The organism is Streptomyces sp. NBC_00057 (assembly GCF_045041165.1).
Lineage (GTDB): Bacteria > Actinomycetota > Actinomycetes > Streptomycetales > Streptomycetaceae > Streptomyces.
Map to the genome: position 1 here is coordinate 4254575 of NZ_CP108256.1, position 25348 is coordinate 4279922.

General features: G+C 69.4%; 24 protein-coding genes. 15 read left to right on the top strand and 9 right to left on the bottom strand.

The window, feature by feature from the left end; genetic code table 11:
• Window positions 1–87: 87 nt before the first annotated feature.
• On the top strand, window positions 88–498 hold the full coding sequence (locus OG953_RS19950; RefSeq protein ID WP_405685860.1) for an HIT family protein: 411 nt from the start codon (window positions 88–90) through the stop codon (window positions 496–498).
• 80 nt (window positions 499–578) lie between these two features.
• Here OG953_RS19950 and OG953_RS19955 read toward each other — a convergent pair whose 3' ends face one another.
• Window positions 579–2378 carry a bifunctional metallophosphatase/5'-nucleotidase gene (locus OG953_RS19955; protein ID WP_405685861.1) on the bottom strand — a complete coding sequence of 600 codons (1800 nt, stop codon included), beginning with the start codon at window positions 2376–2378 and terminating at the stop codon, window positions 579–581.
• 297 nt (window positions 2379–2675) lie between these two features.
• On the opposite strand from OG953_RS19955, the gene mshD reads away from it, so the two are divergent.
• From mshD to pstB, 11 genes are all read left to right on the top strand, one after another.
• Window positions 2676–3599, top strand: a complete 924-nt coding sequence (mshD, locus tag OG953_RS19960; RefSeq protein WP_405685862.1) for a mycothiol synthase — start codon at window positions 2676–2678, stop codon at window positions 3597–3599.
• A gap of 90 nt (window positions 3600–3689) precedes the next feature.
• On the top strand, window positions 3690–4100 hold the full coding sequence (locus OG953_RS19965; protein ID WP_093899758.1) for a GntR family transcriptional regulator: 411 nt from the start codon (window positions 3690–3692) through the stop codon (window positions 4098–4100).
• Entirely contained in the window at window positions 4097–4993 is an 897-nt protein-coding gene (locus tag OG953_RS19970; RefSeq protein WP_405685865.1) for an ABC transporter ATP-binding protein, read from the top strand. Before OG953_RS19965 ends, OG953_RS19970 begins: the two co-directional genes overlap by 4 nt.
• The gene (locus OG953_RS19975) at window positions 4990–5979 is read left to right on the top strand and encodes an ABC transporter permease (RefSeq protein ID WP_405685867.1); all 990 of its coding nucleotides are present in this window, start codon (window positions 4990–4992) and stop codon (window positions 5977–5979) included. Before OG953_RS19970 ends, OG953_RS19975 begins: the two co-directional genes overlap by 4 nt.
• Before the next feature lie 276 nt (window positions 5980–6255).
• Window positions 6256–8511 (top strand): RNA degradosome polyphosphate kinase, encoded by a 2256-nt coding sequence (locus OG953_RS19980; protein WP_405685868.1) that lies wholly within the window; start codon window positions 6256–6258, stop codon window positions 8509–8511.
• A complete protein-coding gene (locus OG953_RS19985; RefSeq protein ID WP_405685869.1) occupies window positions 8498–9496 on the top strand; it encodes a CHAD domain-containing protein in 999 nt (332 codons plus the stop codon). Before OG953_RS19980 ends, OG953_RS19985 begins: the two co-directional genes overlap by 14 nt.
• An 11-nt stretch (window positions 9497–9507) precedes the next feature.
• Window positions 9508–9906 (top strand): NUDIX hydrolase, encoded by a 399-nt coding sequence (locus OG953_RS19990; RefSeq protein ID WP_405685870.1) that lies wholly within the window; start codon window positions 9508–9510, stop codon window positions 9904–9906.
• Window positions 9907–10147: 241 nt separating this feature from the next.
• Window positions 10148–11284 carry a phosphate ABC transporter substrate-binding protein PstS gene (gene pstS / locus OG953_RS19995; protein ID WP_405685871.1) on the top strand — a complete coding sequence of 379 codons (1137 nt, stop codon included), beginning with the start codon at window positions 10148–10150 and terminating at the stop codon, window positions 11282–11284.
• A 184-nt stretch (window positions 11285–11468) separates the two neighbouring features.
• Window positions 11469–12464, top strand: a complete 996-nt coding sequence (gene pstC, locus OG953_RS20000) for a phosphate ABC transporter permease subunit PstC (protein WP_405685873.1) — start codon at window positions 11469–11471, stop codon at window positions 12462–12464.
• Window positions 12461–13546, top strand: coding sequence for a phosphate ABC transporter permease PstA (gene pstA / locus OG953_RS20005; protein WP_405685874.1), 1086 nt, complete (start codon window positions 12461–12463; stop codon window positions 13544–13546). The genes pstC and pstA overlap by 4 nt, the downstream gene beginning before the upstream one ends.
• Window positions 13547–13574: 28 nt before the next feature.
• Window positions 13575–14351: a phosphate ABC transporter ATP-binding protein PstB gene (gene pstB, locus OG953_RS20010; RefSeq protein ID WP_405685875.1), complete on the top strand. Its 777-nt coding sequence runs from the start codon at window positions 13575–13577 to the stop codon at window positions 14349–14351.
• A gap of 148 nt (window positions 14352–14499) precedes the next feature.
• On the opposite strand, the gene OG953_RS20015 is transcribed toward pstB, so the two are convergent.
• Both OG953_RS20015 and OG953_RS20020 read right to left on the bottom strand, forming a co-directional pair.
• The gene (locus OG953_RS20015; RefSeq protein ID WP_405685877.1) at window positions 14500–15498 is read right to left on the bottom strand and encodes an anion permease; all 999 of its coding nucleotides are present in this window, start codon (window positions 15496–15498) and stop codon (window positions 14500–14502) included.
• A gap of 5 nt (window positions 15499–15503) precedes the next feature.
• Window positions 15504–16124 carry a DUF47 domain-containing protein gene (locus tag OG953_RS20020; RefSeq protein WP_114245730.1) on the bottom strand — a complete coding sequence of 207 codons (621 nt, stop codon included), beginning with the start codon at window positions 16122–16124 and terminating at the stop codon, window positions 15504–15506.
• A gap of 200 nt (window positions 16125–16324) precedes the next feature.
• On the opposite strand from OG953_RS20020, the gene OG953_RS20025 reads away from it, so the two are divergent.
• A complete protein-coding gene (locus tag OG953_RS20025; RefSeq protein ID WP_405685879.1) occupies window positions 16325–16684 on the top strand; it encodes a metal-sensitive transcriptional regulator in 360 nt (119 codons plus the stop codon).
• Between the two features lie 90 nt (window positions 16685–16774).
• Here OG953_RS20025 and OG953_RS20030 read toward each other — a convergent pair whose 3' ends face one another.
• On the bottom strand, window positions 16775–16969 hold the full coding sequence (locus tag OG953_RS20030; protein ID WP_405685881.1) for a hypothetical protein: 195 nt from the start codon (window positions 16967–16969) through the stop codon (window positions 16775–16777).
• A 144-nt stretch (window positions 16970–17113) separates the two neighbouring features.
• On the bottom strand, window positions 17114–18034 hold the full coding sequence (locus tag OG953_RS20035; RefSeq protein WP_405685883.1) for a hypothetical protein: 921 nt from the start codon (window positions 18032–18034) through the stop codon (window positions 17114–17116).
• 133 nt (window positions 18035–18167) lie between these two features.
• Here OG953_RS20035 and OG953_RS20040 point away from each other — a divergent pair, with 133 nt between their 5' ends.
• Window positions 18168–18356: a hypothetical protein gene (locus OG953_RS20040; RefSeq protein ID WP_405691932.1), complete on the top strand. Its 189-nt coding sequence runs from the start codon at window positions 18168–18170 to the stop codon at window positions 18354–18356.
• Between the two features lie 67 nt (window positions 18357–18423).
• Complete coding sequence (locus OG953_RS20045; protein WP_405685885.1) at window positions 18424–20058, top strand: FAD-binding oxidoreductase; 1635 nt, start codon at window positions 18424–18426, stop codon at window positions 20056–20058.
• Between the two features lie 111 nt (window positions 20059–20169).
• Here OG953_RS20045 and OG953_RS20050 read toward each other — a convergent pair whose 3' ends face one another.
• The 4 genes from OG953_RS20050 to OG953_RS20065 form a co-directional block, all read right to left on the bottom strand.
• Entirely contained in the window at window positions 20170–20901 is a 732-nt protein-coding gene (locus OG953_RS20050; RefSeq protein ID WP_405685887.1) for a phosphatase PAP2 family protein, read from the bottom strand.
• Window positions 20902–21230: 329 nt separating this feature from the next.
• Entirely contained in the window at window positions 21231–22226 is a 996-nt protein-coding gene (locus OG953_RS20055; protein WP_405685888.1) for an NlpC/P60 family protein, read from the bottom strand.
• A gap of 129 nt (window positions 22227–22355) precedes the next feature.
• On the bottom strand, window positions 22356–22952 hold the full coding sequence (locus OG953_RS20060) for a hypothetical protein (protein WP_405685889.1): 597 nt from the start codon (window positions 22950–22952) through the stop codon (window positions 22356–22358).
• Complete coding sequence (locus OG953_RS20065; RefSeq protein WP_405685890.1) at window positions 22949–25276, bottom strand: alpha/beta hydrolase; 2328 nt, start codon at window positions 25274–25276, stop codon at window positions 22949–22951. The genes OG953_RS20060 and OG953_RS20065 overlap by 4 nt, the downstream gene beginning before the upstream one ends.
• Between the last annotated feature and the right edge of the window lie 72 nt (window positions 25277–25348).

Sequence of the window (25348 nt, forward strand, 5' to 3'; positions counted from 1 at the left end):
TATGACGGGTCCACGTCACTACTGGAACAGGGCGGCCGGGCGGGAGAGGTGCAGCCTCGTAGGTGGACCGGTGCGATCATCGGCCGGATGAGAACCTGCGTCTTCTGCCAGATCGTTTCCGGCCGACTGCCCTCCCACCGTGTCCTGGAGGACGATCACACCGTGGCGTTCCTCGACATCGCGCCGGCCTCTGAGGGCCACACCCTGGTCGTCCCGCGCGAGCATGCCCGGGACGTCTGGGAGATCTCCGAGGCCACGCACGGGCATGTCGCCCGCATGGTGCACCGAGTCGCCGCACTGCTGAACACGGCCCTCGCCCCCGATGGCGTGAACATCGTCCACTCCACCGGCGAGGCCGCCTCGCAGGAGGTCTTCCACTTCCACACCCATGTGGTGCCGCGCCGACACGGCGACGACCTGCACCCGATGTGGAATTCCCGGCCGGCCGCGGGCCAGGATCTCGAACAGGTCCTGGCCAGGGTCACCGCGGTTCGATGAGGGCACTCGCAGGCTGACGGAAACACACAGTGGGGCGGTGGGCCCGTCGGCCCACCGCCCCTCTCACCCGCGTACGGGAGTTACTGGATGACCGTGATCCGGTCCGTCGCCGGCGGGGCCAGCGGCGCGGCGGCCGTGGAGTGGGCCGCCAGGTAGGCGTTGAACAGGTCCAGGTCGGACGCGCCGACCAGCTTGTCGGTGCCCTGGCCGAGTGCCGCGAAGCCGTCGCCGCCGCCCGCCAGGAACTCGTTCATCGCGACGCGGTAGGTCTTCGCCGGGTCGATCGCCGCACCGTCCAGCTCGATGGTGTCGGTGACCACACGGGCCGCGCCCGTCTTCGTCAGGTCCAGGGTGTACGTGAGGCCCTCGGACACCTGAAGGATCTTCGGGCTGGCCTCGTTGGAGCCGCTGACCTGCTGCTGGAGCGCGGTGATCAACTGGGCGCCGGTCAGGTCGACGACGTTCATCATGTTGGTGAAGGGCTGCACGGTGAACGACTCCCCGTATGTCACCACCCCGTCGGACTTGCCGTCGGCCGACGCGTACACCAGGTCCCCCCGGATGCCGCCCGGGTTCATGAGGGCGACGACCGCCCCGCCCTTGTCCGCCGGGGCCAGGCCCTCCAGCTGGGCGTCCGCGATCAGGTTGCCGAGCGGCTTCTCGGAGGCCTTGGAGCTGCGGCCGTCGATGTCGGCGGTGATGTAGCCCTGCGGCTTGTTCGCGATGGGCGCCGCGAGGGCGTTCCAGCGGGCGATCAGGTCCGTCATGTCCCTGGCCCTGCGCTGGTCCCGGCTGACGATGTGGTTCGCCGACTTCGGGTTCGAGGCTCCGGCCGACTTCACCGACGTACGGACGATGTCCTCGGTGCGGCGGTCGTAGGTGAGGGTCGTGTCGGTGTAGACCTTGCCGAACGACGACGCCGAGGTGACCAGGCGCGGGTTGCCCGCCGGGTCCGGGATCGTGCAGACGTACGCCTGGTGGGTGTGGCCCGTGACCAGCGCGTCGACCTTGGGCGAGATCCCCTTGGCGATGTCGACGATCGGCCCGGAGATGCCGTCACCGGCGCCGGAGGTGTCGCAGTCGTCATTGTGCGTGTTGGAGGCCGGTGCCCCGCCCTCGTGGATGAGCGCGACGATGGACTTCACGCCCTGCTGGTCGAGCTCCTTGGCGTACTTGTTGACCGTCTCGATCTCGTCGTGGAACTTCAGGCCCTTGACGCCGTTGGCCGTGACCACGTTCGGCGTGCCCTCCAGGGTCACCCCGATGAAGCCGATCTTGACGCCGTTCTTCTTCCACACCGTGTACGGCTTGAGGATCGGCTTGCCCGTCTTCTCGTCCGTCACGTTGGCGGCGAGGTACGGGAAGTCGGCGCCCTGGAACGTCTTGCCCGTCTCGTAGCACCCCTCGACCGGGTGGCAGCCGCCGTTCTGCAGACGGGCCAGCTCGGTGGCGCCCTCGTCGAACTCGTGGTTGCCGACGGTCGTCACATCGAGGTCGATCTTGTTGAGCGCCTCGATGGTCGGCTCGTCGTGGAAGAGACCGGACAGCAGCGGGCTCGCGCCCACCATGTCGCCGCCGGCCGCGGTGATCGAGTACGGGTGCCCCTTGCGCGCGGTGCGCAGCGAGGACGCAAGGTACTCGACGCCACCGGCCGGGATCGTGCCCGCGGAACTGGCCGGCGGCTCCAGGTTCCCGTGCAGGTCGTTGAAGGACAGCAGCTGTACGTCGACGGTACGGGCCGGCTTGTGGTGGCCGTGCCCATGGCCGCGGTCCTGGGCGCCGGCCGGCATCGCGGCGACGAGCGCGCCGACGGTGGCGAGCCCGGCCGCGGCGGCGAGCATCCGCCGGGACGCACGGTTCTTCTGCGGTGTCGCTGACATCGGTCCCCTTGTGAGTTCAGCGGGAGGTCTGAGAGTGGTGGCGAGTCTGGAGACTGCGTGCCGCAGCCTAGGGTCAACGCGCGTAGCGCGACAGGTGTTCGGGGTTACGAACCGGTTGCCTTGCGGTCGGTATCGGGGCCGACTCCCGCACATCACCGGTATGGCGTACATATCGCCGAGAGCCGCGACCGGCCGACGGCCGAGTACACGCCGGGGGTGCGACCAGGCCCTGGCCGTCAGCACGTACACCGGGCTGCCCGGGCCACAACAGCCCTCACCCCCCGTACGCTCGTACACATGACGACTGACCTACCTCTCCCCGCCCCCGGACGCGAGATCCAGACGCTCGAAGCACTCTCTCCCGAACAGGCCGGAGCCGTGTCCGACCTGCTCGCCGAGGCGGCCCGGTCCGACGGCAGGCAGGCCGTGTCCGAGCAGGGGCGGCTGCAGCTGCGGGGCGGACGGCGTGAGGGGGTGCGGCATCTGCTGCTCACCAGCGGGCCGACCCTGGTCGGGTATGCGCAGCTGGAGGACACCGACCCCGTCGAGGCGCCGGCCGCCGAGCTGGTCGTGCATCCGGCGTACCGCGGGCAGGGGCACGGGCGGGCGCTGGGCGCGGCGCTGCTCGCCGTTACGGGCAAGCGGCTGCGGGTGTGGGCGCACGGCGGGAAGTCCGCGGCCCGGCATCTCTCGCAGGTCCTCGGTCTCTCCCTCTTCCGCGAACTGCGTCAGCTGCGGCGCCCGCTGAGCCCGCTGGACATCGCGGAGCCGGTGCTGCCGCCCGGCGTCACCGTCCGCACCTTCGTGCCCGGCGAGGACGACGCCGCCTGGCTCGCGGTGAACCGCGCCGCCTTCGCCCACCACCCCGAACAGGGTTCGCTGACCCAGCGCGACCTGGACGACCGCAAGGCGGAGCCCTGGTTCGACCCGAAGGGCTTCTTCCTGGCCGAGCGCGACGGCGAGCTGATCGGCTTCCACTGGACGAAGGTGCACGCCGATGACCACCTCGGCGAGGTGTACGTCGTCGGCATCCGGCCCGACGCGCAGGGCGGCGGGCTCGGCAAGGCGCTCACCGCCATCGGGCTGCGTCACCTGGCCGCCGAGGGGCTGCCGACCGCGATGCTCTACGTCGACGCGGACAACAAGGCGGCCCTGACCGTCTACGAGCGGATGGGCTTCGCGACGCACGAGGTGGACCTGATGTACCGCACGGAGTCCTGAGCAGCAACAACTCCCCCGGGGGCGGCGTCGCTTGACGTCGCCCCTTCTTTGCGCCACCATTCCACTACTTAAATAGTGAAAGGGGTGAACATGGCAGAGTCCGCAGCGGTGGAGTACCGCATCGACCGGCGCAGCGGCGTCGCCACGTACCTCCAGATCGTCCAGCAGACCAAACAGGCCCTCCGCCTCGGCCTGCTGGAGCCCGGCGACCGGCTGCCCACCGCACGCGAGGTCGTCGAGGCCACCGCCATCAACCCGAACACCGTGCTCAAGGCCTACCGGGAGCTGGAACGCGAGGGCCTCGTCGAGGCCCGGCGCGGGCTCGGCACCTTCGTCACGCGGACCCTCGGCGGCGCTGCGGCCGCCGACGACGCGCCGCTGCGCGCCGAGCTCGCCGACTGGGCCCGCCGGGCCCGCGCGGCCGGACTGGAGAAGGACGACGTGAGCGCGCTCTTCACCGCCGTACTGGACAAGACCTTCAAGGGGGATCAGGCCGGATGACAGGCGCTGCGATCGAGGCCGTCGGCCTCGGCATGAAGTACCGGAGCAGGGGCGGAGGCTGGGCGCTGCGCGACTGTTCGTTCCGGCTGCCCGCCGGGCGCGTGTGCGCCCTCGTCGGCCCCAACGGTGCGGGCAAGTCCACCCTGCTCGCCCTCGCGGCGGGCTTCCTGCGGCCCGCCGAGGGCACGGTACGGGTGCTGGGCGGGGCGCCCGGGAAGGCAAGGGCCAAGATGGCCTTCGTGGCCCAGGACAAGCCGCTGTACCCGCAGTTGACGGTCGCCGCGACGCTCTGGGCGGGCGCCGAGCTGAACCCCGCCACCTGGGACCAGGACACCGCCGAACGCATCGCCGGGGAGCTCCCGCGCGACGCCGGGGTCCGTCATCTCTCCGGCGGCCAGCGCACCCGGCTCGCGCTGGCCCTCGCCCTCGGCAAGCGGCCCGAACTGCTCCTGCTGGACGAACCGATGGCCGACCTCGACCCCCTCGCCCGCCACCAGCTGATGGGCGCACTGATGGCCGAGGCCGCCGAGCACTCCACCACCATCGTGATGTCCTCGCACATCCTCACCGAGCTGGAGGGCGCCTGCGACTACCTCCTGCTCATCGACGGCGGCCGGGTCCGGCTGGGCGGCGAGACGGATGATCTCCTCGCCGCGCACACCCTGCTCACCGGTCCGGTGCGGGACACCACCCCGCACACCGTCGTCGAGTCCCGCACGGCGGGGCGTCTGCAGACGGCGCTGGTACGGAGGCAGGGCCCCGTGGACGCCACCGTCTGGGAAGCCGCGGAGCCTTCGCTGGAGGAGCTGCTGCTGGCGCATCTGCGGTCGCCGCAGGCGCCTGTGCTGCTGACGCCGAGCGCCGAGGCCGGCAAGGAGGTGGCTGCCGTATGAGCGCCATCGGTCTGCGTGCGCCCGTCGCACCCGCCGCCGGGCTGCGGGGCCCCATCCGCGTCCTTCTCCGCCAGCACCGCCGTTCCGTGTGGGCGGCCGGCGCACTCCTGGTGCTGGGCATCGCCATCGTGGTCGGGCTCCGGATCCGGGTCGCGGTCGCGAGCTCGGACGAGCTCTGCGCCGACGGCGACATCACCCGCTGCGGCGACGGCTCCTACATGCCCACATCCGCCCGCGCCGCCGCCGAGGGGTATCTGTCGGGCGGTGGGACCGTCGTCCTGCTGCTCGCCGCGCTCATCGGCGTCTTCGTCGCCGGACCGCTGATCGCCCGCGAGCTGGAGAGCGGTACGTTCCGGCTCGCCTGGGCCCAGTCGGTCTCCCCGGCCCAGTGGCTGGCGGCCCGGCTCGCCCTGCCCGCGGCTCTGGTGACCGCCGGGATGACCGTGCTCGTCCTCGTCTACCGATGGGGCTGGTCGGGCATGCAGAGCAACCCGCATGCCTCCGGACTGGGCTGGTACGAGAACGGTATCCATCCCGCCCTCGGCCCGACCGCCGTCGCCTACGCCCTGCTGGCCCTGGCCGTGGGCGCCCTGTGCGCCGTGGCCGTACGCCGCACCGTCCTGTCCATGAGCCTCACGGCCCTCGTCCTGGGCACGGTCATGCTGGGGTTCGGCAAGCGCCGCTACGAGCTCTGGCCGACCGTCCGCTTCCTCGGCAACGACTGGTCGAGCAGTAACGCCTGGCACATCGAGTCGGGCATGCTCACCGCCTCCGGCAAGAAGATCTACTGGCAGGACTGCTTCAGGGCCGGCGCGGAGGACACCGCGAACTGCCTGCGCAACCAGGGCGGCATCACGTACTTCACCGACTACCACCCCGCCTCGCATTTCTGGCCCATCCAGCTCGTCGAGACCGGCATCCTGCTCGCCCTGGCCGCGCTCGCCGTCGCCCTCGCCTTCCGGGTGCTGCGCCGCCGCCACGGCTGAGACCGCTTCCACGCATCGTGTCCGGGCCCTCGAGGGGCCCGGACACTGCTCATATGACCAATCCGCCCACGGTGCACCGCTTCCTGCACGTCATGTCGCCGTTACCAGCCATTCAGAAGGGCTTGCGACCCTCTCAGGATGCAGCCAGCCGTGCCGACCCCCCGCAACGGGAGAAATCCCGGCGAAGACCGCGCGAACCACACGAACCGTGAGTTTCCCGCGATCTTCGCACCCTCCGGCGCGCCCTCGGAGCCCGGGACGCGGAAGAATAGGGCCATGAGCCAGCAGCCCAGCTCCGAGGTCCCGGTCCGGCCCACCGTGCAGCCGTCGGTCGGCTCGCTCGCCGCGCACCGGCCGCACGCCATCGCCTCGTCGGCGTCCAACGGCGCCATGCTGTCGACCCGGGCCGACCTCGATCCCGACATCGACGCCGACGTCGACGCGTACGAACCCGACGTCGACGGCAGCGAACTGCCCCACGGCCGTTTCCTGGACCGGGAACGCAGCTGGCTCGCGTTCAACGAACGGGTGCTCGAACTGGCCGAGGACCCGGCGACGCCCCTCCTCGAGCGGGCCAATTTCCTCGCCATCTTCGCCTCCAACCTGGACGAGTTCTTCATGGTCCGGGTGGCCGGACTGAAGCGCCGCATCGCCACCGGCGTCGCCACCCGCTCCGCCTCCGGACTCCAGCCCCGCGAGGTCCTCGACCTGATCTGGACCCGCTCGCGCGAGCTCATGGCCCGGCACGCCGCCTGCTACCAGCAGGACGTAGCCCCCGCCCTGTCCGACGAGGGCATCCAGCTGATCCGCTGGCCCGAGCTGACCGAGAAGGAACAGGCCCGCCTGTTCACCTTCTTCCGGCAGCGCGTCTTCCCCGTGCTGACCCCCCTCGCCGTCGACCCGGCGCACCCCTTCCCGTACATCTCGGGTCTCTCGCTCAACCTCGCCGTCGTCGTACGCAACCCGGTCAGCGGCCACCGCCACTTCGCCCGGGTCAAGGTGCCGCCACTGCTGACCCGCTTCCTGGAGGCGTCGCCACAGCGGTACGTGCCCATAGAGGACGTCATCGCCGCCCACCTCGAAGAGCTCTTCCCGGGCATGGAGGTCCTCGCCCACCACATGTTCCGGGTCACCAGGAACGAGGACCTGGAGGTCGAGGAGGACGACGCCGAGAACCTCCTCAAGGCCCTGGAGAAGGAGCTCATGCGGCGCCGCTTCGGCCCGCCGGTCCGCCTGGAGGTCGAGGAGTCCATCGACCCGTACGTGCTGGACCTGCTGGTACGCGAGCTGAAGGTGTCCGACGCCGAGGTCTACCCGCTGCCCGGACCGCTCGACCTCACCGGGCTCTTCGGCATAGCGTCCCTGGACCGGCCCGAGTTGAAGTTCCCCAAGTTCATCGCGGGCACCCACCGCGATCTCGCCGAGGTCGAATCCGCCTCCGCGCCCGACGTCTTCGCCGCCCTGCGCGAACGCGACGTACTCCTGCACCACCCGTACGACTCGTTCTCCACCTCCGTCCAGGCGTTCCTGGAGCAGGCCGCGAGCGACCCGGACGTCCTGGCCATCAAGCAGACCCTGTACCGGACTTCGGGCGAATCGCCGATCGTGGAAGCACTCATCGACGCCGCCGAGTCCGGCAAGCAGGTCCTCGTACTCGTCGAGATCAAGGCCCGCTTCGACGAGCAGGCCAACATCAAGTGGGCGCGCAAGCTGGAGGAGTCCGGCTGCCATGTGGTCTACGGGCTCGTCGGCCTCAAGACCCACTGCAAGCTCTCACTCGTCGTCCGCCAGGAGGGCGACACACTGCGCCGCTACTCGCACGTCGGCACCGGCAACTACCACCCCAAGACCGCCAGGCTGTACGAGGACCTCGGCCTGCTGACCGCCGACCCGCAGGTCGGCGCGGACCTCTCCGACCTCTTCAACCGGCTTTCCGGCTACTCCCGCCGCGAGACCTACCGCCGCCTCCTGGTCGCCCCGAGGTCTCTGCGCGACGGGCTGATCGCCCGTATAAACAAGGAGATCACGCACCAGCGGGCCGGGCGCAGCGCCTACGTCCGCATCAAGGTCAACTCGATGGTCGACGAGGCGATCATCGACGCCTGCTACCGGGCCGCCATGGCGGGCGTACCGGTGGACATCTGGGTACGCGGCATCTGCGCGATCCGCCCCGGCGTCCCCGGCCTCTCCGAGAACATCCGGGTCCGCTCGATACTCGGCCGTTTCCTCGAACACTCCCGGATCTTCTCGTTCGGCAACGGCGGCGAACCCGAAGTGTGGTTCGGCAGCGCCGACATGATGCACCGCAACCTCGACCGCCGGATCGAAGCACTGGTCCGGGTCACCGACCCCGCCCACCGCGCCGCGCTCAGCCGGCTCCTGGAGACCGGCATGGCCGACACCACCTCCTCCTGGCACCTCGGTTCCGACGGGAACTGGACCCGGCACGCCACGGACGCGGACGGCCAACCGCTGCGGCACGTACAGGAAATGCTCATTGACGCCCGGAGGCGCCGGCGTGCGACGCCATGACCACCAGACGACGCAGGCGGACCTTACGGCAGGGGCGGTGCTCGCGCCCTACCTGCAGGAACAGGCCGCCGAATTCCTGCGCAGCCTGCGCCTGCACCGCGAGAACAGCGCCCCCACGGGCGCCGGAACCCTCGCAGCCGAGGAGGCCGCCGGTGCCCTGCGCCGATCGTCCCGCCGGATCGGCGGCACGCTGCACACCTTCCGGGCGGCGCTGGACGCGGCCTGGGCCGAGCAGCTCCGCACCGAACTGGCCTGGCTGTCGGGCACCCTGGCCCGGGAGCACGCCTACGCGACCCGGCTGAACCGGCTCCTCGAAGCTCTCCACACCCTGTCCGGCACCTCACTGCCCACCGCCCGCACCGGGCCCGGCTCCGACGCCGCCGGTGACAAGGAGCGCGCCGCCCTCGGCGTCGGCGCGGCCCGCGCCGGGGCACTGCTCGAACGGCAGCTGACCCTCGCCCGGACCCGCGCCCACTCCGCGGCGCTCCAGGCGCTCGGCTCCTCCCGCTTCCACGCGGTGGCCGACGCCGTCGCGCTGCTCGCCTCCGAGGTGCCGCTCGCCGCGTCGGCCACGGCTCCGGCCGAGGAGATGCTGCACGGTCCCGCCGACCGCGCCGAACAGCAGCTGCTCGGTGCGGTGGCCGCGCTCCCCTCGAACGGGGCGGTCGAGCCGTACAACGAGGCGCAGGACGCGCCCTGGCACCGGACCCGGCTGCTGCTGCGCCTGCACCGGTACGCCCACGAGGTGGTACGGGGCGCCCCCGACCCGGTCCTGGTCGCGCCGGGGCACGCGCTCGATCTGCACCGGGATGCGGCGGAGGCGGCCGCCGCGGCAGCATCGGCGGCCCGCACGCCCCGGATCGCACCCGCGACCGCGTACGCCCTGGGGGTGCTCCACGCCGACCAGCGGCACGAGGTGGAGGCGGCGCGCAGTGTGTTCCGGGAGAGCTGGCCGTACGCGACCGCGGCGGTGATCGCACCGTGAGGAGCGGGCCTGTGCTGGCCGCGGGGTGCGTGCTGTGGCGCCGGTCGGAGCGCTCCGGCGAGCTGGAGATCTGCCTGGTCCACCGACCCCGTTACGACGACTGGTCGCATCCGAAAGGCAAGCTGAAGCGCGGCGAGTCCGCGCTGGACGGCGCCCGGCGCGAGGTCCTGGAGGAGACGGGCCACCACTGCGCACCGGGCACCCCGCTGCCCACGGTCCGGTACGCCGTGAACGGGCGTCCCAAGGAGGTCGCCTACTGGGCGGCCGAGGCGACCGGTGGCGCCTTCGTACCGAACGCAGAGGTCGACCGGGTGAGCTGGCTCTCCCCGGCGGCGGCCCGTACCCGCCTCACCAGGCCGCACGACCGGGATGTGCTGGACGCCTTGCTCGCCGGCCTGCCGAGCGCCTGACCGGGACGAGGATCAAGCCCGTCCGGCGTCGAGGACAGAACCCTCGCCCCGGACGGGCCCCAGGAACCGCACCGCCCGACACGGTTCACCTCCTGTTCACTCTCCCCCGTAAACCGCTTCACCTGTTCTGCCTAACTTCGGCAGTGCACGGTGCGCGGCGCGACGCCGGAGCACCCACAACATCGCACGCCGTCGTAGAACGAAAAAGACCTCGGCGGCTCCTGGAAGGAACACCCGAAAAGTGAAGCTTCAGCGCAAGAACCGGCTTCGTGCCACCGCGCTCGGTGCCCTCGCCGTCTCCGGCGCCCTGGTCCTCACGGCGTGCGGTTCGGACAACAACAGCGACGGCACCACCGGCGGCAACGGCGGCAAGACGAGCGCCTCGTCGAACATCAAGTGCGACGACGCCAAGGGCCAGCTGCTCGCCTCCGGCTCCAGCGCGCAGAAGAACGCCATGGACCTCTGGATCAAGGACTACATGGCCGGCTGCTCGGGCGTCGAGGTCAACTACAAGTCGTCCTCCTCCGGTGAAGGCATCGTCGCCTTCAACCAGGGCACGGTCGGCTTCGCCGGTTCCGACTCGGCGCTGAAGCCCGAAGAGGTCGTCGAATCGAAGAAGATCTGCAAGGGCGGCCAGGGCATCAACCTCCCGATGGTCGGCGGCCCGATCGCCATCGGCTACCACCTGGAGGGCGTCGACAACCTCACGCTGGACGCCCCCACCCTCGCCAAGATCTTCGACGGCAAGATCAAGAAGTGGAACGACCCGGCGATCGCCAAGCTCAACAGCGACGCGAAGCTCCCGGACAAGGCCATCCAGGCCTTCCACCGCTCCGAGGACTCCGGCACCACCCAGAACCTCGGCAAGTACCTGGGCACGGCCGCCCCGAGCGACTGGAAGTACGAGGCCGAGAAGAAGTGGCCGTCCCCCGGTGGCCAGGCCGCGTCCGGCTCGGCCGGTGTCGCCGCCCAGGTGAAGCAGGTCGACGGCGCGATCGGCTACTTCGAGCTCAGCTACGCCACCTCGCAGTCGATCTCCACCGTCGACATCGACACCGGTGGCTCCGCCCCGGTCAAGGCGACCCCGGAGAACGCCTCCAAGGCCATCGCCGCCGCCAAGATCAAGGGCACCGGCAAGGACCTGGCGCTCGACCTCGACTACACCACCAAGGCCGACGGCGCCTACCCGATCGTCCTGGTGACGTACGAGGTCGTCTGTGACAAGGGCAACAAGGCCGAGACCCTGCCCACGGTCAAGTCCTTCCTGAACTACACCGCCGGTGACGAGGGCCAGAAGCTCCTCACCGAGGCCGGTTACGCGCCGATCCCGACCGAGATCAACGCGAAGGTCCGCGAGACCATCGCCTCCCTCTCGTAGCCGAGGAACGCAGCCGGGGCACGCAGCCCGAAGGCACGCAAGCACCACTCAGCAACACCCGTAGCAACGTCAGCAACACCTGACGGGCCGGTCCGGTGCACCCCTCCGGACCGGCCCGCCACCACCCATCCGGTGCACCGCCGCCAGGGGAGCCCACCGCTCCCCCACACAGACCGGAAAGACCATGGCTTCCACCACACCGATAGACACGCCGCCGGCACCGCCGACGGCGCGCAAGCCCGCCAGGCCGAAGACCGGGCGCGTGGGCGACAAGATCTTCCTGGGCCTCTCAAAGGGCTCGGGCATTCTGCTGCTCGTGATCATGGCGTCGATCGCCGTGTTCCTCACCTACCGCGCCGCGCTCGCCGTCTCCGAGAACGAAGGCAACTTCTTCACCACCTTCGACTGGAACCCGGCCGGCGACCCCCCGGTCTTCGGCATCGCGGTCCTCCTCTTCGGCACGGTCGTCAGCTCGGTCATCGCGATGGTCATCGCCGTCCCGGTCGCTGTCGGTATCGCCCTGTTCATCTCGCACTACGCGCCGCGCAAGCTGGCCGCGCCCCTCGCGTACGTCGTCGATCTGCTCGCCGCAGTGCCGAGCATCGTGTACGGCATCTGGGGCGCCCTCGTCCTGGTCCCGTACCTGGAGGGCCTGAACCTCTGGCTCGACCAGTTCTTCGGCTGGACGTACGTCTTCGAGAAGACCGAGGTCGGCGTCGCCCGCTCGCTCTTCACCGTCGGCATCCTGCTCTCGATCATGATCCTGCCGATCGTGACCAGCGTCAGCCGCGAAGTCTTCCTCCAGGTCCCGAAGATGAACGAGGAAGCCGCCCTCGCCCTCGGCGCCACCCGCTGGGAAGTCATCCGCCTCTCGGTGCTCCCCTTCGGCCGCTCCGGCGTGATCTCCGCCTCGATGCTGGGCCTGGGCCGTGCGCTCGGCGAGACGATGGCCGTCGCCACGGTCCTGTCGCCGAGCTTCGTCATCTCCGGGCATCTGCTCAATCCGGGCGGCGGAACCTTCGCCCAGAACATCGCCGCGAAGTTCGACGAAGCCGACGAGTTCGGGCGCGACGCCCTGATCGCCTCCGGCCTCGTGCTCTTCGTCCTCACCCTGCTGGTCAACGGCGCGGCCCGACTGATCATCGCCCGCCGCAAGGAATACTCGGGGGCCAACGCATGAGCCAGGCAGCCAACACCGGCATCCAGGAACGGCCCGCCCCGATGGCGCCCACACGCAAGACCAGCCTCAGCAGCCGGGCCCTGCCCCGCTGGGCCCCCCTCGCCTTCGCGGCTGTCGCGCTGGCGCTGGGCGTGGGCATCGGCGCGGCGGCGGGCTGGCGCAGCCACACCCAGTGGGGACTGCTCTCCGCCCTGCTCTTCCTCGTCATCTCGTACGTCACGACGACGGTTGTCGAGAACCAGCGCCAGGCCAGGGACCGCCTCGCCACCAGCATCGTCTGGGTGTGCTTCCTCCTTGCCGTCGTCCCGCTGTTCTCACTGATCTGGACCACGGTCAGCCGTGGCGCCAAGGTCCTCGACGGTTACTTCCTGACCCACTCCATGGCCGGTGTCCCCGGCATCGAGGCGGGCGGCGGCGTCTACCACGCGCTGATCGGCACCCTGGAGCAGGTCGGCATCGCCACCCTGATCTCCGCCCCGATCGGCCTGCTGACCGCCGTCTACCTGGTGGAGTACGGCAAGGGCGCGCTCGCCAAGGCCGTCACGTTCTTCGTCGACGTGATGACGGGTATCCCGTCCATCGTCGCCGGTCTCTTCATCCTGTCGATCATGCTGATGGCGGAGCTCCAGCCGTCCGGCTTCATGGGTTCGCTGGCCCTGTCGATCCTGATGATCCCGGTCGTGGTCCGCTCCACCGAGGAGATGCTCAAGCTCGTCCCGAACGAGCTCCGCGAGGCATCGCTCGCCCTCGGCATCCCCAAGTGGCGCACCATCCTGAAGGTGGTTCTCCCCACCGCGATCGGCGGTATCACCACCGGTGTGATGCTCGCGATCGCCCGGATCGCCGGGGAGACCGCGCCGATCATGCTGCTGGTCTTCGGCAGCCAGCTGATCAACCCCAACCCCTTCCAAGGTGCACAGTCCTCGCTCCCGTTCTACATCTGGGAGCAGTACAAGATCGGCAGCGAGCCGTCGTACGACCGTGCCTGGGCCGCCGCTCTGGTCCTGATCGCCTTCGTCATGATCCTCAATCTGGTGGCCCGCGGCATCGCCCGCTGGAAGGCCCCGAAGACCGGCCGCTGACCGCGGCACGAAAGAAGCAGTGATTCAGATGGCCAAGCGCATCGACGTCAGCGGCCTGTCCGCCTACTACGGCTCCCACCTCGCCATCGAGGACATCTCGATGACCGTGGAGCCCCGCTCCGTGACCGCCTTCATCGGCCCGTCCGGCTGCGGCAAGTCCACCTTCCTGCGCACCCTGAACCGTATGCACGAGGTCACCCCCGGTGGCCGCGTCGAGGGCAAGGTGCTGCTGGACGACGAGAATCTGTACGGGGCGAACGTCGACCCGGTCACCGTGCGCCGCACGGTCGGCATGGTCTTCCAGCGTCCGAACCCGTTCCCGACCATGTCGATCTTCGACAATGTCGCGGCGGGCCTCAAGCTGAACGGCTCGTACAAGAAGAGCGAGCTGTCGGACATCGTCGAGAAGTCCCTGCGCGGCGCCAACCTCTGGAACGAGGTCAAGGACCGGCTGAACAAGCCCGGCTCCGGTCTCTCCGGCGGCCAGCAGCAGCGCCTGTGCATCGCCCGCGCGATCGCGGTCGAGCCGGAGGTGCTGCTGATGGACGAGCCGTGCTCCGCCCTGGACCCGATCTCCACCCTCGCCATCGAGGACCTGATCGGCGAGCTGAAGGAGCGCTTCACGATCGTCATCGTGACGCACAACATGCAGCAGGCGGCCCGTGTCTCGGACCGCACGGCGTTCTTCAACCTCGCCGCGGTCGGCAAGCCCGGCAAGCTCGTGGAGATCGACGAGACGGAACGCATCTTCTCCAACCCGTCCGTTCAGGCAACCGAGGACTACATCTCGGGCCGCTTCGGATAAACCCCAGGATGGCCTTGAGGTGCTGCATGGCGGTGCCACCGCAAGGCGAAGGGGCCGCCCCCACTCCCCGCAGAGGGAGTGGGGGCGGCCCCGTTTCCGCGAAAGGTCGAAGCGGCCACCGGACGACCCCGGCAACCCCGCCGCCCCATCACCCGAACAGCAGCACCACAACCCCGTAACTGGCGGCAGCGACCAGCCCCGCGGCCGGCATCGTGATGAACCACCCCAGGATGATGTTCTTGGCAACACCCCACCGCACCGCGCTCACCCGCTTCGTGGCGCCCGCACCCATGATCGCCGAGGTGATCACATGCGTCGTGGAGATCGGCGCGTGAAACATGAACGCCGAGCCGAACATGATCGCCGCGCCCGTCGTCTCCGCGGCGAACCCCTGCGGCGGGTCCAGCTCGATGATCTTCCGGCCGAGCGTCCGCATGATGCGCCAGCCACCCGCGTACGTGCCCAGCGAGAGCATCAGCGCGCAGACGATCTTCACCCAGACCGGAATCGGGTCGTTCGGGCTCTCGACATCGGCGATGACCAGGGCCATCACCACGACACCCATCGTCTTCTGCGCGTCCTGCAGACCGTGGCCGAGCGCCATGCCCGCGGCCGAGACCGTCTGGGCGATCCGGAAGCCGCGCTTGGCCTTGTGCGGGTTGGCCTTCCGAAATATCCACATGATCGTGACCATCACCAGATAGCCGACGACCAGGCCGATGACCGGCGAGAGGAACATCGGGATGATGACCTTGTCGAGCACCCCGTCCCAGTGCACCAGCGTCCCGCCGGCGAGCGCCGCACCGACCATGCCGCCGAACAGCGCGTGCGAGGACGAGGACGGCAGCCCGAAGTACCAGGTGACGAGGTTCCAGATGATCGCACCGACGAGCGCGGCGAAGAGGATTCCCATCCCCTTGTTCCCCTCGGGGGTCGCGATCAGACCCTCACTGACGGTCTTGGCGACACCGCTGCCGAGGAATGCACCGGCAAGGTTCATCACCGCGGCCATCGCCAGTGCCGCACGTGGTGTCAGTGCACGGGTGGAGACGGACGTGGCGATGGCATTCGCCGAGTCGTGGAAGCCGTTCGTATACGTGAAGCCGAGCGCGACACCGATGGTCACGATCAGCGCAAAGGTGTCCACGTGGTTCAGGACTCCTTGACCGCGATGGTCTCCACCGTGTTGGCGACATGCTCGAACGCGTCCGCGGCCTCTTCCAGCACGTCCACGATCTGCTTGAGCTTCAGCACCTCCATGGCGTCGTACTTGCCATTGAAGAGATGGGCCAGCAGCTTGCGGTGGATCTGGTCGGCCTGGTTCTCCAGACGGTTGACCTCGATCCAGTACTCGGTGAGGTTGTCCATCGTCCGCAGACCCGGCATCGCCTCGGCGGTCAGCTCGGCCGCCCGGGCCAGCACCTCGATCTGCTGCGCCACACCCTTGGGGAGTTCTTCGACCTGGTACAGCACGACCAGGTCGACGGCCTCCTCCATGAAGTCCATGATGTCGTCGAGCGACGATGCGAGGTTGTAGATGTCCTCGCGGTCGAACGGCGTGATGAAAGAGGAGTTCAGCTGGTGGAAGATCGCGTGGGTGGCATCGTCCCCCGCGTGCTCCGCTGCCCGCATGCGCTCCGCGATCTCGACTCGGGAGGCAGAGTCCGCCCCGAGCAGTTCCATCAGGAGTTTCGAGCCCGTGACGATGTTGTCCGCGGATGCGGAGAACATGTCATAGAAGCTCGTCTCCCTGGGGGTCAGACGAAAGCGCACGTGGGGTCCTCGGGGTGCTTTGGATTCGGTCAGGCTGATGCTAGGTGCATCATCCGGCCACGGCTAACCGGCATTCTTCAGTGTCGCGCATCGGGCACTGTGCTCAGCACGGGCCCCCGGTCACGTTTCGGCAGAATTCGTTAGGATATACCCACCAGGGGTATATAAACGGCAGGGTAAAGGGAAAACGGGAGGCAGCAATGACCACCACCGAGGCCGCCGCGACCACCGCCGCCACCGCGGAGACGGAGCCGGTCGTCACCGACCACGACCGGGGTATTCACGGCTATCACCACCAGAAGGCCGAGCACCTCAAGCGGCTGCGCCGGATCGAGGGCCAGATCCGCGGTCTGCAGCGCATGGTCGACGAGGACGTCTACTGCATCGACATACTCACCCAGGTCTCGGCGTCCACGAAGGCGCTCCAGTCCTTCGCGCTCCAGTTGCTGGAGGAGCACCTGCGGCACTGCGTCGCCGACGCGGCAGTCAAGGGCGGCGCGGAGATCGACGCGAAGGTCGAGGAGGCCACGAAGGCCATCGCCCGGCTGCTCCGTACCTGATACGGGGGAGATGCCTGGTGCGAGAGGAGTGCCCGGTGCGGGGCAGGGCCTGATGCGGGGCGGGGCCTGATGCGGGGCGGGGCCCCGCACTCACCCCCGGTGGTCGGCCTGCCGGGGGACGGCGGTTCGTTCGGCGAGCACCCGGACGTTCAGCACCTCGTCGATACGGTCCGCACTGAGCCGTTCTCCGATCACGGCCGACGCGGCGATCATCAGCTCACCGCAGAGCTCGATCTCGGCGAGGGCCACATGGTCGGATACGGTCCGCGTGCCGAGCGTCACCACGTCACTCACCTCTCACTGCCGTCACCGACTTCCTAGCGTAGGGAGTGGACCACACGCCGCGCATGGCACGGACGGACCATTTCGCGTCCGCCGACATGCCTACGCCCCCGCCTTCGTCAGTGCCCTCGCCCGTGTGCCGCTCGGCTATCTCTGTCGGATCTTCCCGGTGTAGATGTCGCGATCGTCCGGCAGTCGTACGGAGACCGGTACCCCGAATCCGTACAGCAGCGTCGTCGACACCACCTCCACCGCCGGCCCCTCGTTGGCGAAGCTGAACCGGTGACGCACCTTGCGCAGCCGCCCCTGTTCGTCCAGATACGCGTCGAACGGCACCGTGTCCGTGTGGAACCCTTTCGCCGCCGCGGCCAGTGCCCCGCGCGATTTCGGCGAGGCCTCGCGCGCCGCCCGGCCGATGTCCGAGATCCCCCGGTAGTGCCGCACGGCCACCCCGGCGAGCTCGGTCCTTCCTACATACGTCACCTGCCGCGCCCCGCGCAGCAGTTCGGCGGCGGCCATCGGATCGGTCACTCCGCCGGTGACCAGATTGCCGTCCTCCAGGGTCGTCGTGTCGATCCTGACCCACTTGTCCGCGGGCACTCCGGCGCCGCGGTTCATCATGTAGAGCGCGCCGGGGGCCAGCAGTTCGGTGATGGGACGGTGCTCGTCCTCGCCGGCGGCGTCCTCGGGCAGCACGACCTCGAGCCGGCCCACCTGGTTGCGGAAGTCGTACGTCCCCCGGCCCCTGATCGTCACCCGCGTCCCGCCCGCCGCGGTCTCCATCGACGTACGCACCTCGGCGCTCCCGGCGGCGGGCCGGGCTCCGGCACCGGGGGTGGCGGCCCCGGTCACCGTCCCCGTCCCGGTCCCGCGCACCGTCCCCGCGAGCACCGCGGCCGCGCGGTGGACCGCGTCGAGGGAGTCGACCCCGCCCCGTTCATCGGCCACGGCACGGTCGCCGCCGCCACCGCCGCCCGAGCATCCGGCGGTCGCCGCCATCACGCCCACCACGGCAAGGGCGCAGACAGCGCGCGCCCCGCCTCCGGACCTGTGCTGCTGCACCACCATCGCCTGCCAACCCCCAACGACGTACCGCTTGCCCGAGCCCCCCATCCGTTCCGCATAACGACAGCCCGTGTCCCCCGTCACGCCGCTCCCGTACGCCACACCGCCGGGTGGCCGTGCCCAGTACCGTGGACGGGTGTACGTCCAACACACCGATGAGGTCCCGCAGACTCCCCTCACCCCCGCGTCCTCCGGGCACGAGCCCACGACGGTGGAACGCGGCTCGTTCTGCACCGCCCGCTGCGGCTGCGGCTGGTCCGGGCCGGCCCGCCGCTCCCGGGACCGGGCCCGCACGGACGCCGCGGAACACAGCACGGCGTCCTGACTTCCTCTCCCACTCTCCTGACCTCTCCCCCACCGACCGGCCCTGAGCGCCACGACCCGGAGGTCCGATGAACCTGCCGCCCCTGCCCGACCGGCGCACCCTGCTCACCGCGGGCGCCGCAGCAGCACTCACCGGCGTCACCGCGACCGCCTGCAGCGCCGCATCCGGCTCCGGTTCCGCAACCGGTGACGGCGACAACTCCTCGGGCACGTCGGGCACCACGGGCGGCACCACTCCTGCCTCACCGGCCTCATCGGTCCCGTCGAAACCCTCCCCCTCCGGCCCGGCGAACTGGCCCGCCCTGGCCAAGAGCCTCGACGGCATCCTCGTACGCCCCCAGGACGCGGCCTACCCGACCGCCCGTCAGCTCTACAACACCCGCTTCGACGGTCAGAAGCCCGCTGCGGTCGCCTACGTCAAGCACGAGGCGGACATTCGCGAGTGCCTGGCCTTCGCCCGCCGCACCGCCACCCCCGTGTCCATCCGCAGCGGCGGTCATTCCTACGCCGGCTGGTCGAGCGGCAACGGACGCCTTGTCCTTGACGTCTCGTCACTGTCCCGCGTCGACAGGAACGGCACGATCGGTGCGGGCGCCAAGCTCACCGACGTCTACCGGGGCCTCGCCCGCCACGGCCTGACGATCCCCGGCGGCTCCTGCCCCACGGTCGGCATCTCCGGCCTCACCCTCGGCGGCGGCCACGGTGTCGCCTCCCGTGCGTACGGCCTGACCTGCGACAGCCTCACCGCGGCGACCGTCGTCACGGCCGACGGCAAGACCCTCACCGTGGACGCCAAACACCACCCGGACCTCTTCTGGGCGCTGCGCGGCGCGGGCAACGGCAACTTCGGCGTGGTCACAGAACTGACGTTCCGTACCCGCCCGGCCCCGCAGACCGTCACCGCGTACATGTCCTGGCCGTGGTCGCGCGCCCGGGCCGTCGTCCAGGCCTGGCAGGAGTGGGGGCCGTCCCAGCCCGATGAGATCTGGTCCTCGGCCCATCTCGACGCGGGCCCGGGCGGCGGCCACCCGACCGTCTCGGTGGCCGCGTTCAGCCTCGGTACGTACGGCGACCTGCAGAACGCCGTGGACCGCCTCGCCGACCGGATCGGTGCCTCGGCCTCCTCCGTCTCGCTGCGCCGCCGCAGCTACCAGGAGTCGATGCTCGTGTACGCGGGCTGCTCGGGCATCACCGACGCCCAGTGCCATCTGCCGGGCACGACGCCCGGCCGCACCCCACAGGGCACGCTCCAGCGCGAGACGTACGCCGCCGCGTCCGACTTCTACGACCGCTCCCTGTCCCCGGCGGGCGTGAGTGCCCTGCTCGACCGGGCCGAGGCGTTCACCCGGATTCCCGTCACCCGGAGTGGAGGCGGCGGCTCCATCATGCTCACCGCACTCGGCGGGGCGATCAATCGGGTCTCCCCGCAGGCGACGGCCTTCGTCCACCGCCGCTCACGCGTACTCGCCCAGTACATCGGTTCCTGGAGACCCGGCACGGCGGGCAGCGCCCAACAGGACTGGCTGAAAATCACCCACGCGGCGATGCGCCGGTACGCGTCCGGAGCGGCGTACCAGAACTACACGGACCCGACGCTGACCGACTGGCGCCGGGCCTACTACGGCTCGGCGGCCGACCGTCTCACCCGGCTGAAGAAGCAGTACGACCCCGGCCGCCTCTTCGCTTTCCCACAGGCTCTCTGACGTACGGCGATGCCCGTGACGTACGGTCACGGGCGTGACGTATGGCCACGGGCTCGGCGTCCGGCCACAGCACCGGCACCGGCACCGGCCACCGATGGTCCCGGTCGCCTCCTACGCGGCCAGGTCCTTCTCGCCGTCCCCGTCGCCCGTCCGTGGCCGCGGCTCGGGAATCCCGAACGCCCCGGCCCGCCCGTCCGCCGTTGCGGACGGCTCCGGCCGGCGCGACCGTACGAGCCATCCGAGCCGGTCCGAACGGGAGACGGCCGCCACCAACGGGGTCAGCAGCATCATCGCCAGCGGGGCGAGCAGCAGAGCGACTGCCGTGCCGAGCGCGAATCCGCCGATGACGTCGGTCGGGTAGTGGACACCCATGTAGATCCGGCAGAAGCCTTCCAGCAGGGCGAGCGCGATCGCGGCGATGCCGAACTTCCGGTTGGCCACGAAGAGCCCGACGGCCAGAGCCATCGCCATCGTGGCGTGGTCGCTCACGAAGGAGAAGTCGTTCTTCCCGTCCACCAGGACATCCAGCCCCTGGTGATCCCGGAACGGACGCGGCCGCTCCACGAAGCCGCGGATCGGGATGTTGATGAGCAGCGCGATCCCGGCGGCGAGCGGCGCCCAGACGATCCCTGCGACCGCCGTCACCGAATCATCGGCCGTGCCGCGCCGACGCACGCTCCACCAGCACCACAGGACCACCAGGACCATGCCGAGCATGATCCCGTACTCGCCGACGAACTCCATGACCCGGTCGAACCAGGTGGGAGCGGACTTCGCGAGTCCATTGATGTCGTAGAGCAGGCTGACGTCGGGGTTCGACCCATCCATTGCGAGTCCAGCCATCTGCTGCGGCCCCTTGTCTTGTCTGCTGCCGCGGTCCACACCCATGTGCACCGCTTTGACGAACCCCCGTGTCGGTTCGATCACTGCGTGGATCGGTAAATCGGTCATACGTGGATCAGTACTGCGTGGCGGCTCTGTCCGTTGAGGTCTTCCCCGATCAGCGCCGCACGGTCAGTGCACCGCTGTCCGGTCCACCCAGGGAACGACGTGCCTTGTGCGTGCGTTCCACCCTCCATCGAATGATCACCATGACGTTATCGAAGAGTGACTCATCGTCGCAGCTCAGGGCCCAGCCTTCACGGAGAGTTCCGGCCACCGCCGTCCCGGCGTCATGCCGCCGGGAGGGCGGTCGGAAGGGCTGCGGCCCCGTCCTTGGTCACGCGCGTCGCACCGAAGTAGTCGGGCGTGTCGATCTTGTCGAACCGGATCACGGCCCCGGTGTACGGAGCGTTGATCATGTACCCGCCCCCGACGTACAGCCCCACATGGTGGATGGCCCGCGAGTTGTTCAGATCGTCCGAAAAGAAGACCAGGTCACCGGGGAGCAACTCGTCCCGCGAGGGGTGCGGCCCGGCGTTGTACTGATCGTTCGCCACCCGGGGCAGCTCGATGTCCACGGTGCGGTACGCGGCCTGGGTCAATCCCGAACAGTCGAACCGCCCGCCCTGCTCCGCCGTACCGTTGCCGCCCCACAAGTACTTCGTACCGAGCTTCTTCTGCGCGAAGTAGATCGCCCCGGCCGCCTGCTGCGAGGGCTGCACCCGTCCGACGGGCCGGGCGAAGCTCTTCTCCAGGGACCGGATGATGGTGACGTAGTTCTGCGTCTCCGCGATGTCCGGAACCCCGCCCGACCGGATCACCCGGTACGCACCGGCGTTGTACGCGGCCAGCATGTTGTCCGTCTGATCCCCCGGCACCTTCTTCACGTACCCGGCCAGTTCGCAGTCGTACGAGGCGGCGGACGGAATCGCATCGGCCGGATCCCATACGTCCCGGTCCCCGTCCTTGTCCCCGTCGATCCCGTGACCGGCCCAGGTGCCCGGGATGAACTGGGCGATGCCCTGAGCGGCGGCGGGACTCTCGGCCCGGGGGTTCCACCCGCTCTCCTGGTACAGCTGGGCGGCCAGCAGGGCCGGGTTGATGGCGGGGCAGAGGTTGCCCCACTTCTCCACCAGGGGCTGGAATTTCGCGGGCACGGCCCCCTTCGCCAGCCCGACGGCTCCGCCGCTGCCGGAACTGACGAGTCCGGCAGCGGCGGAGTACGTACCGACGACGAGCAGCGCCACGAAGCACATGGCCATGCCGACACCGATGCCACCAACCACCCAGAATTTCCGCACCCCTCAACCATCCCCCATCGGGACCGGGTTCATGAGCGGTTTCGCGGGTGTGTACGAATCATCCGGGTTTTCATCAGGGTCGTCGACCGGCGGCTCCGACGCACTGACTCGCCATCAGGATGCTCCGGCCGACCAGTAGTCGGAGTGCACGTTGGGGCGCGGAAGGGGGTACACCCCTTCGTAGGCAGGTCCGTTCGGCTCGGAGGTGGAGTCGGCGACCTTCGACTCCTTCACGCAGGGGCTGTCCGCTTCGAAGAACGCCTGCCCGTTGCCGCGGAAACTCACACTGATGCCGAAGCCGGCCTTCGTCTGTGCGTAGACCGCCGGGAACTCCTTGTCGTTGTTCTTCGCCTTGATGCGGTAGTCGCTCTTGCGCCAGAACTTCTCGACCTGGTCCAGGAAGCTCTGCCGGCGCTCCGCGGACACGATGGTCATCACGGTGCGCCTGCGCGTCACATCGCAGCTGCCCGTCGTCGTCGGGCCGTGCGCCCACTGCACCTCGGGACTGATCTCCTTCAGTACGGCGTCGAGCATGCCGTCGGACCGTTCGGCGGCCTCCTGCATGTCCATGCCGCTCTCCTTGGTGCTCTTGCTGCTCTTGATGGTCCCGGCGCTCTCACTGCCGCTCGATTGTCCGCTGTCGTTGCCGCAGCCGGACAGTGCGAAGCCGAAAGCCAGGGCCACCGCAACGATCTGGAACCTTCGCTTCATCGCTGTTCCTCCATCTTGAGCCTGTCGGAGTGTCCCGACACGATCAGAGCGATGCTGTCCGCCGACATAGCGTCTCGTACCGGATCGAAGTAGTTGGAGTGCGCATCGAAGCTCACCCCGTCGCCGCTGATCAGGGGCTGGCCCGGGGCGACCGGGAACCGCGTGCCCCCGAAAGCCTTGCTGGCCGGGTCCTTGCCGAACCAGAGGTCGTCGTCGCCCGGGTCGGCCAGGTCTCCGGCGAAGTATGCACCGGCGGGCCCTCCCAGAAGCATCCCGATCGCACCCACGACGGTCTGTGTCTTGGACGGGAGCTTGGTCACCGGATCGTTGGCGGCGGCGCCGACGAATACGTGCCCGCTGCCGACGCCGAGGTCCACGGCGCGGTCCACGCCCACCCCCGGACTGCCGACCAGGATGATGTCGTCCACCCCCGGAATACCGCCGTCGCGCTGCGTCGCGGAGCCCACGGTGCGTGAACCGTAGGAGTGCCCGATGGCCGTGATGTGCGGGTCCCTGTTCTGGTTGGTGGCCGCGATACCGCCCATGAAGTCGCTGTAGGCCGCGCCGCCCTTGTCCGCCCGGCCGGTGCCCGCGACCGCCAGGCTGTGCAGCCCGTCCGGCGTCTGCGGTGCGTCGTATCCGAGCCAGACGATCGACGCGGTGGACGAGTCGTAACCCTGGGCGCCGATGGCCGTGTCACGGGCACGCTTGAGGTCGTTCTTCGCGAACTCCTCGTCGAGCGAAGTGTTCAGCCCCGGCACATAGGCCGACACGTTCTTCGAGGTGTCGGGGTTCCCGTAGGAGACGATCGCCCGGCCGTTGCCCTCGTCGCTGATGCCGATCAGGTACATCGGCGGCTTGCTCCCCTCCTGCAGCTGCCGGTCGATCTCCTTCAACGCCGCCAGCTGATCCTTCGACTTGGAGTCGGTCTTCCCCTCCAGCTTCGAAATCAGGTCCGGAAGGTTCTTCCGGTTGGCCGCGTCCCTGTCCGCCACCGGGATGCCGTCCAGATTGCCGATCTTGTCCGGGGAGAGCTCCAGGTACTGATCGCGTTGTTGCTGCGTCAGCCCGTTCCACCAGTCCCTGCGTTGGGCGGCAGTCCCATTGTAGGGAATACGGTCGTTGAGGTATTTGCGCGTCGCGTCCCGTACCGCCGACTCGACGCGACTACCGGAGCCGGGCAGCCCGGCCACCGCGCCGCCGCCCCCGCCGGATGCCTTGGCCATGTCCCGGACGGCGGCTACGTGGTCGCCCTTGTTCCACTTGTCGCCGGCGCCCCGTGCGGCCTGGCCGTACTGGTCGGCAATGCCCTTGACGGTGTCGCCGGGGTTGAAGATGGTGTCGACGGCACCGCTGACGTCGCCCCACAGGCCGTCCTTGCCGACGACGCCGGTGAGGAAGTTGCCGTCCGAGGGGCGGGAGGAGTTGGTGTCCGAGTTTTGTCTACCCGCGTCGACCTGCGTAGAAGAATCGCCGGAGGCGGATCCGGAGGAACCGCCGGCGGTTTCGGAACCACCGGTGCCGTCTGTGCCACCGGAGCCGTCTGTGCCACCGGAGCTGCCGGAGCCACCGGATGAGGCGGAGCCACCGGAATCCGATCCTCCGGACGTGGTGGACCCGCCGGATGTGTCCGAGCCGCCGGACCCCGTGCCCCCGGTCACGGTCGCGCCCTCGGACCCCGCACCGCCGGCGGAATCGGATCCGCCCCCGGTCGAGGTGCCGCCGCCGTTACCCGTATCTGTGCCCTCGCCGGCGACCACGTCGACATCGGGTGCCGGGCAGGCGCTTCCGGTCAGCTGGCAGATGGCGTTACGGATCTCCCCGGTCAGCTGCCCGCCGATACCCGTTGCCACGAGCCCGCCGATGAGGGCCACGACCACGAGGATCATGCCCAGGTACTCCATCGCGGTCTGACCGGCGTCCCGACGCCACTTGATCATCCGCGCGATGCTGAACGGCCGGTGCTCGGCGCGCTGTTCAGGACTGAGCCTGAACCATTCGCGTGAGCCGGCCCGCAACAACAGGACAACGACCACAACCGGCATCACCAGTTGCGTCACACCCTGCCCGCCGGTGTCCTCGCTCAGTGTCGCCAGGGCGCCGAGGATGAGCCAGGCGTGTACTGCGAGGAGCCCACGCCAGACCCAGACGCCGCCGGTCCGCATGTACAGCGACAGTACGAATCCGGTGACGCCGGGCAGTGCGGCGTACAGCACCATGCCCAGGAGGTGACCGTCGACCGCATCGACGGACGACGCCACGACCAGCGCGTCGATCGCACCCACGACGGTGACGACGAAGAGCAGTCGTACGAGAATCAGCACTGCTTGCAGAGGACGCGACAACGACTGTCTGCCCGGACGGGCCTCGGCAGCGCTTATGCCGGCGCCACCCGG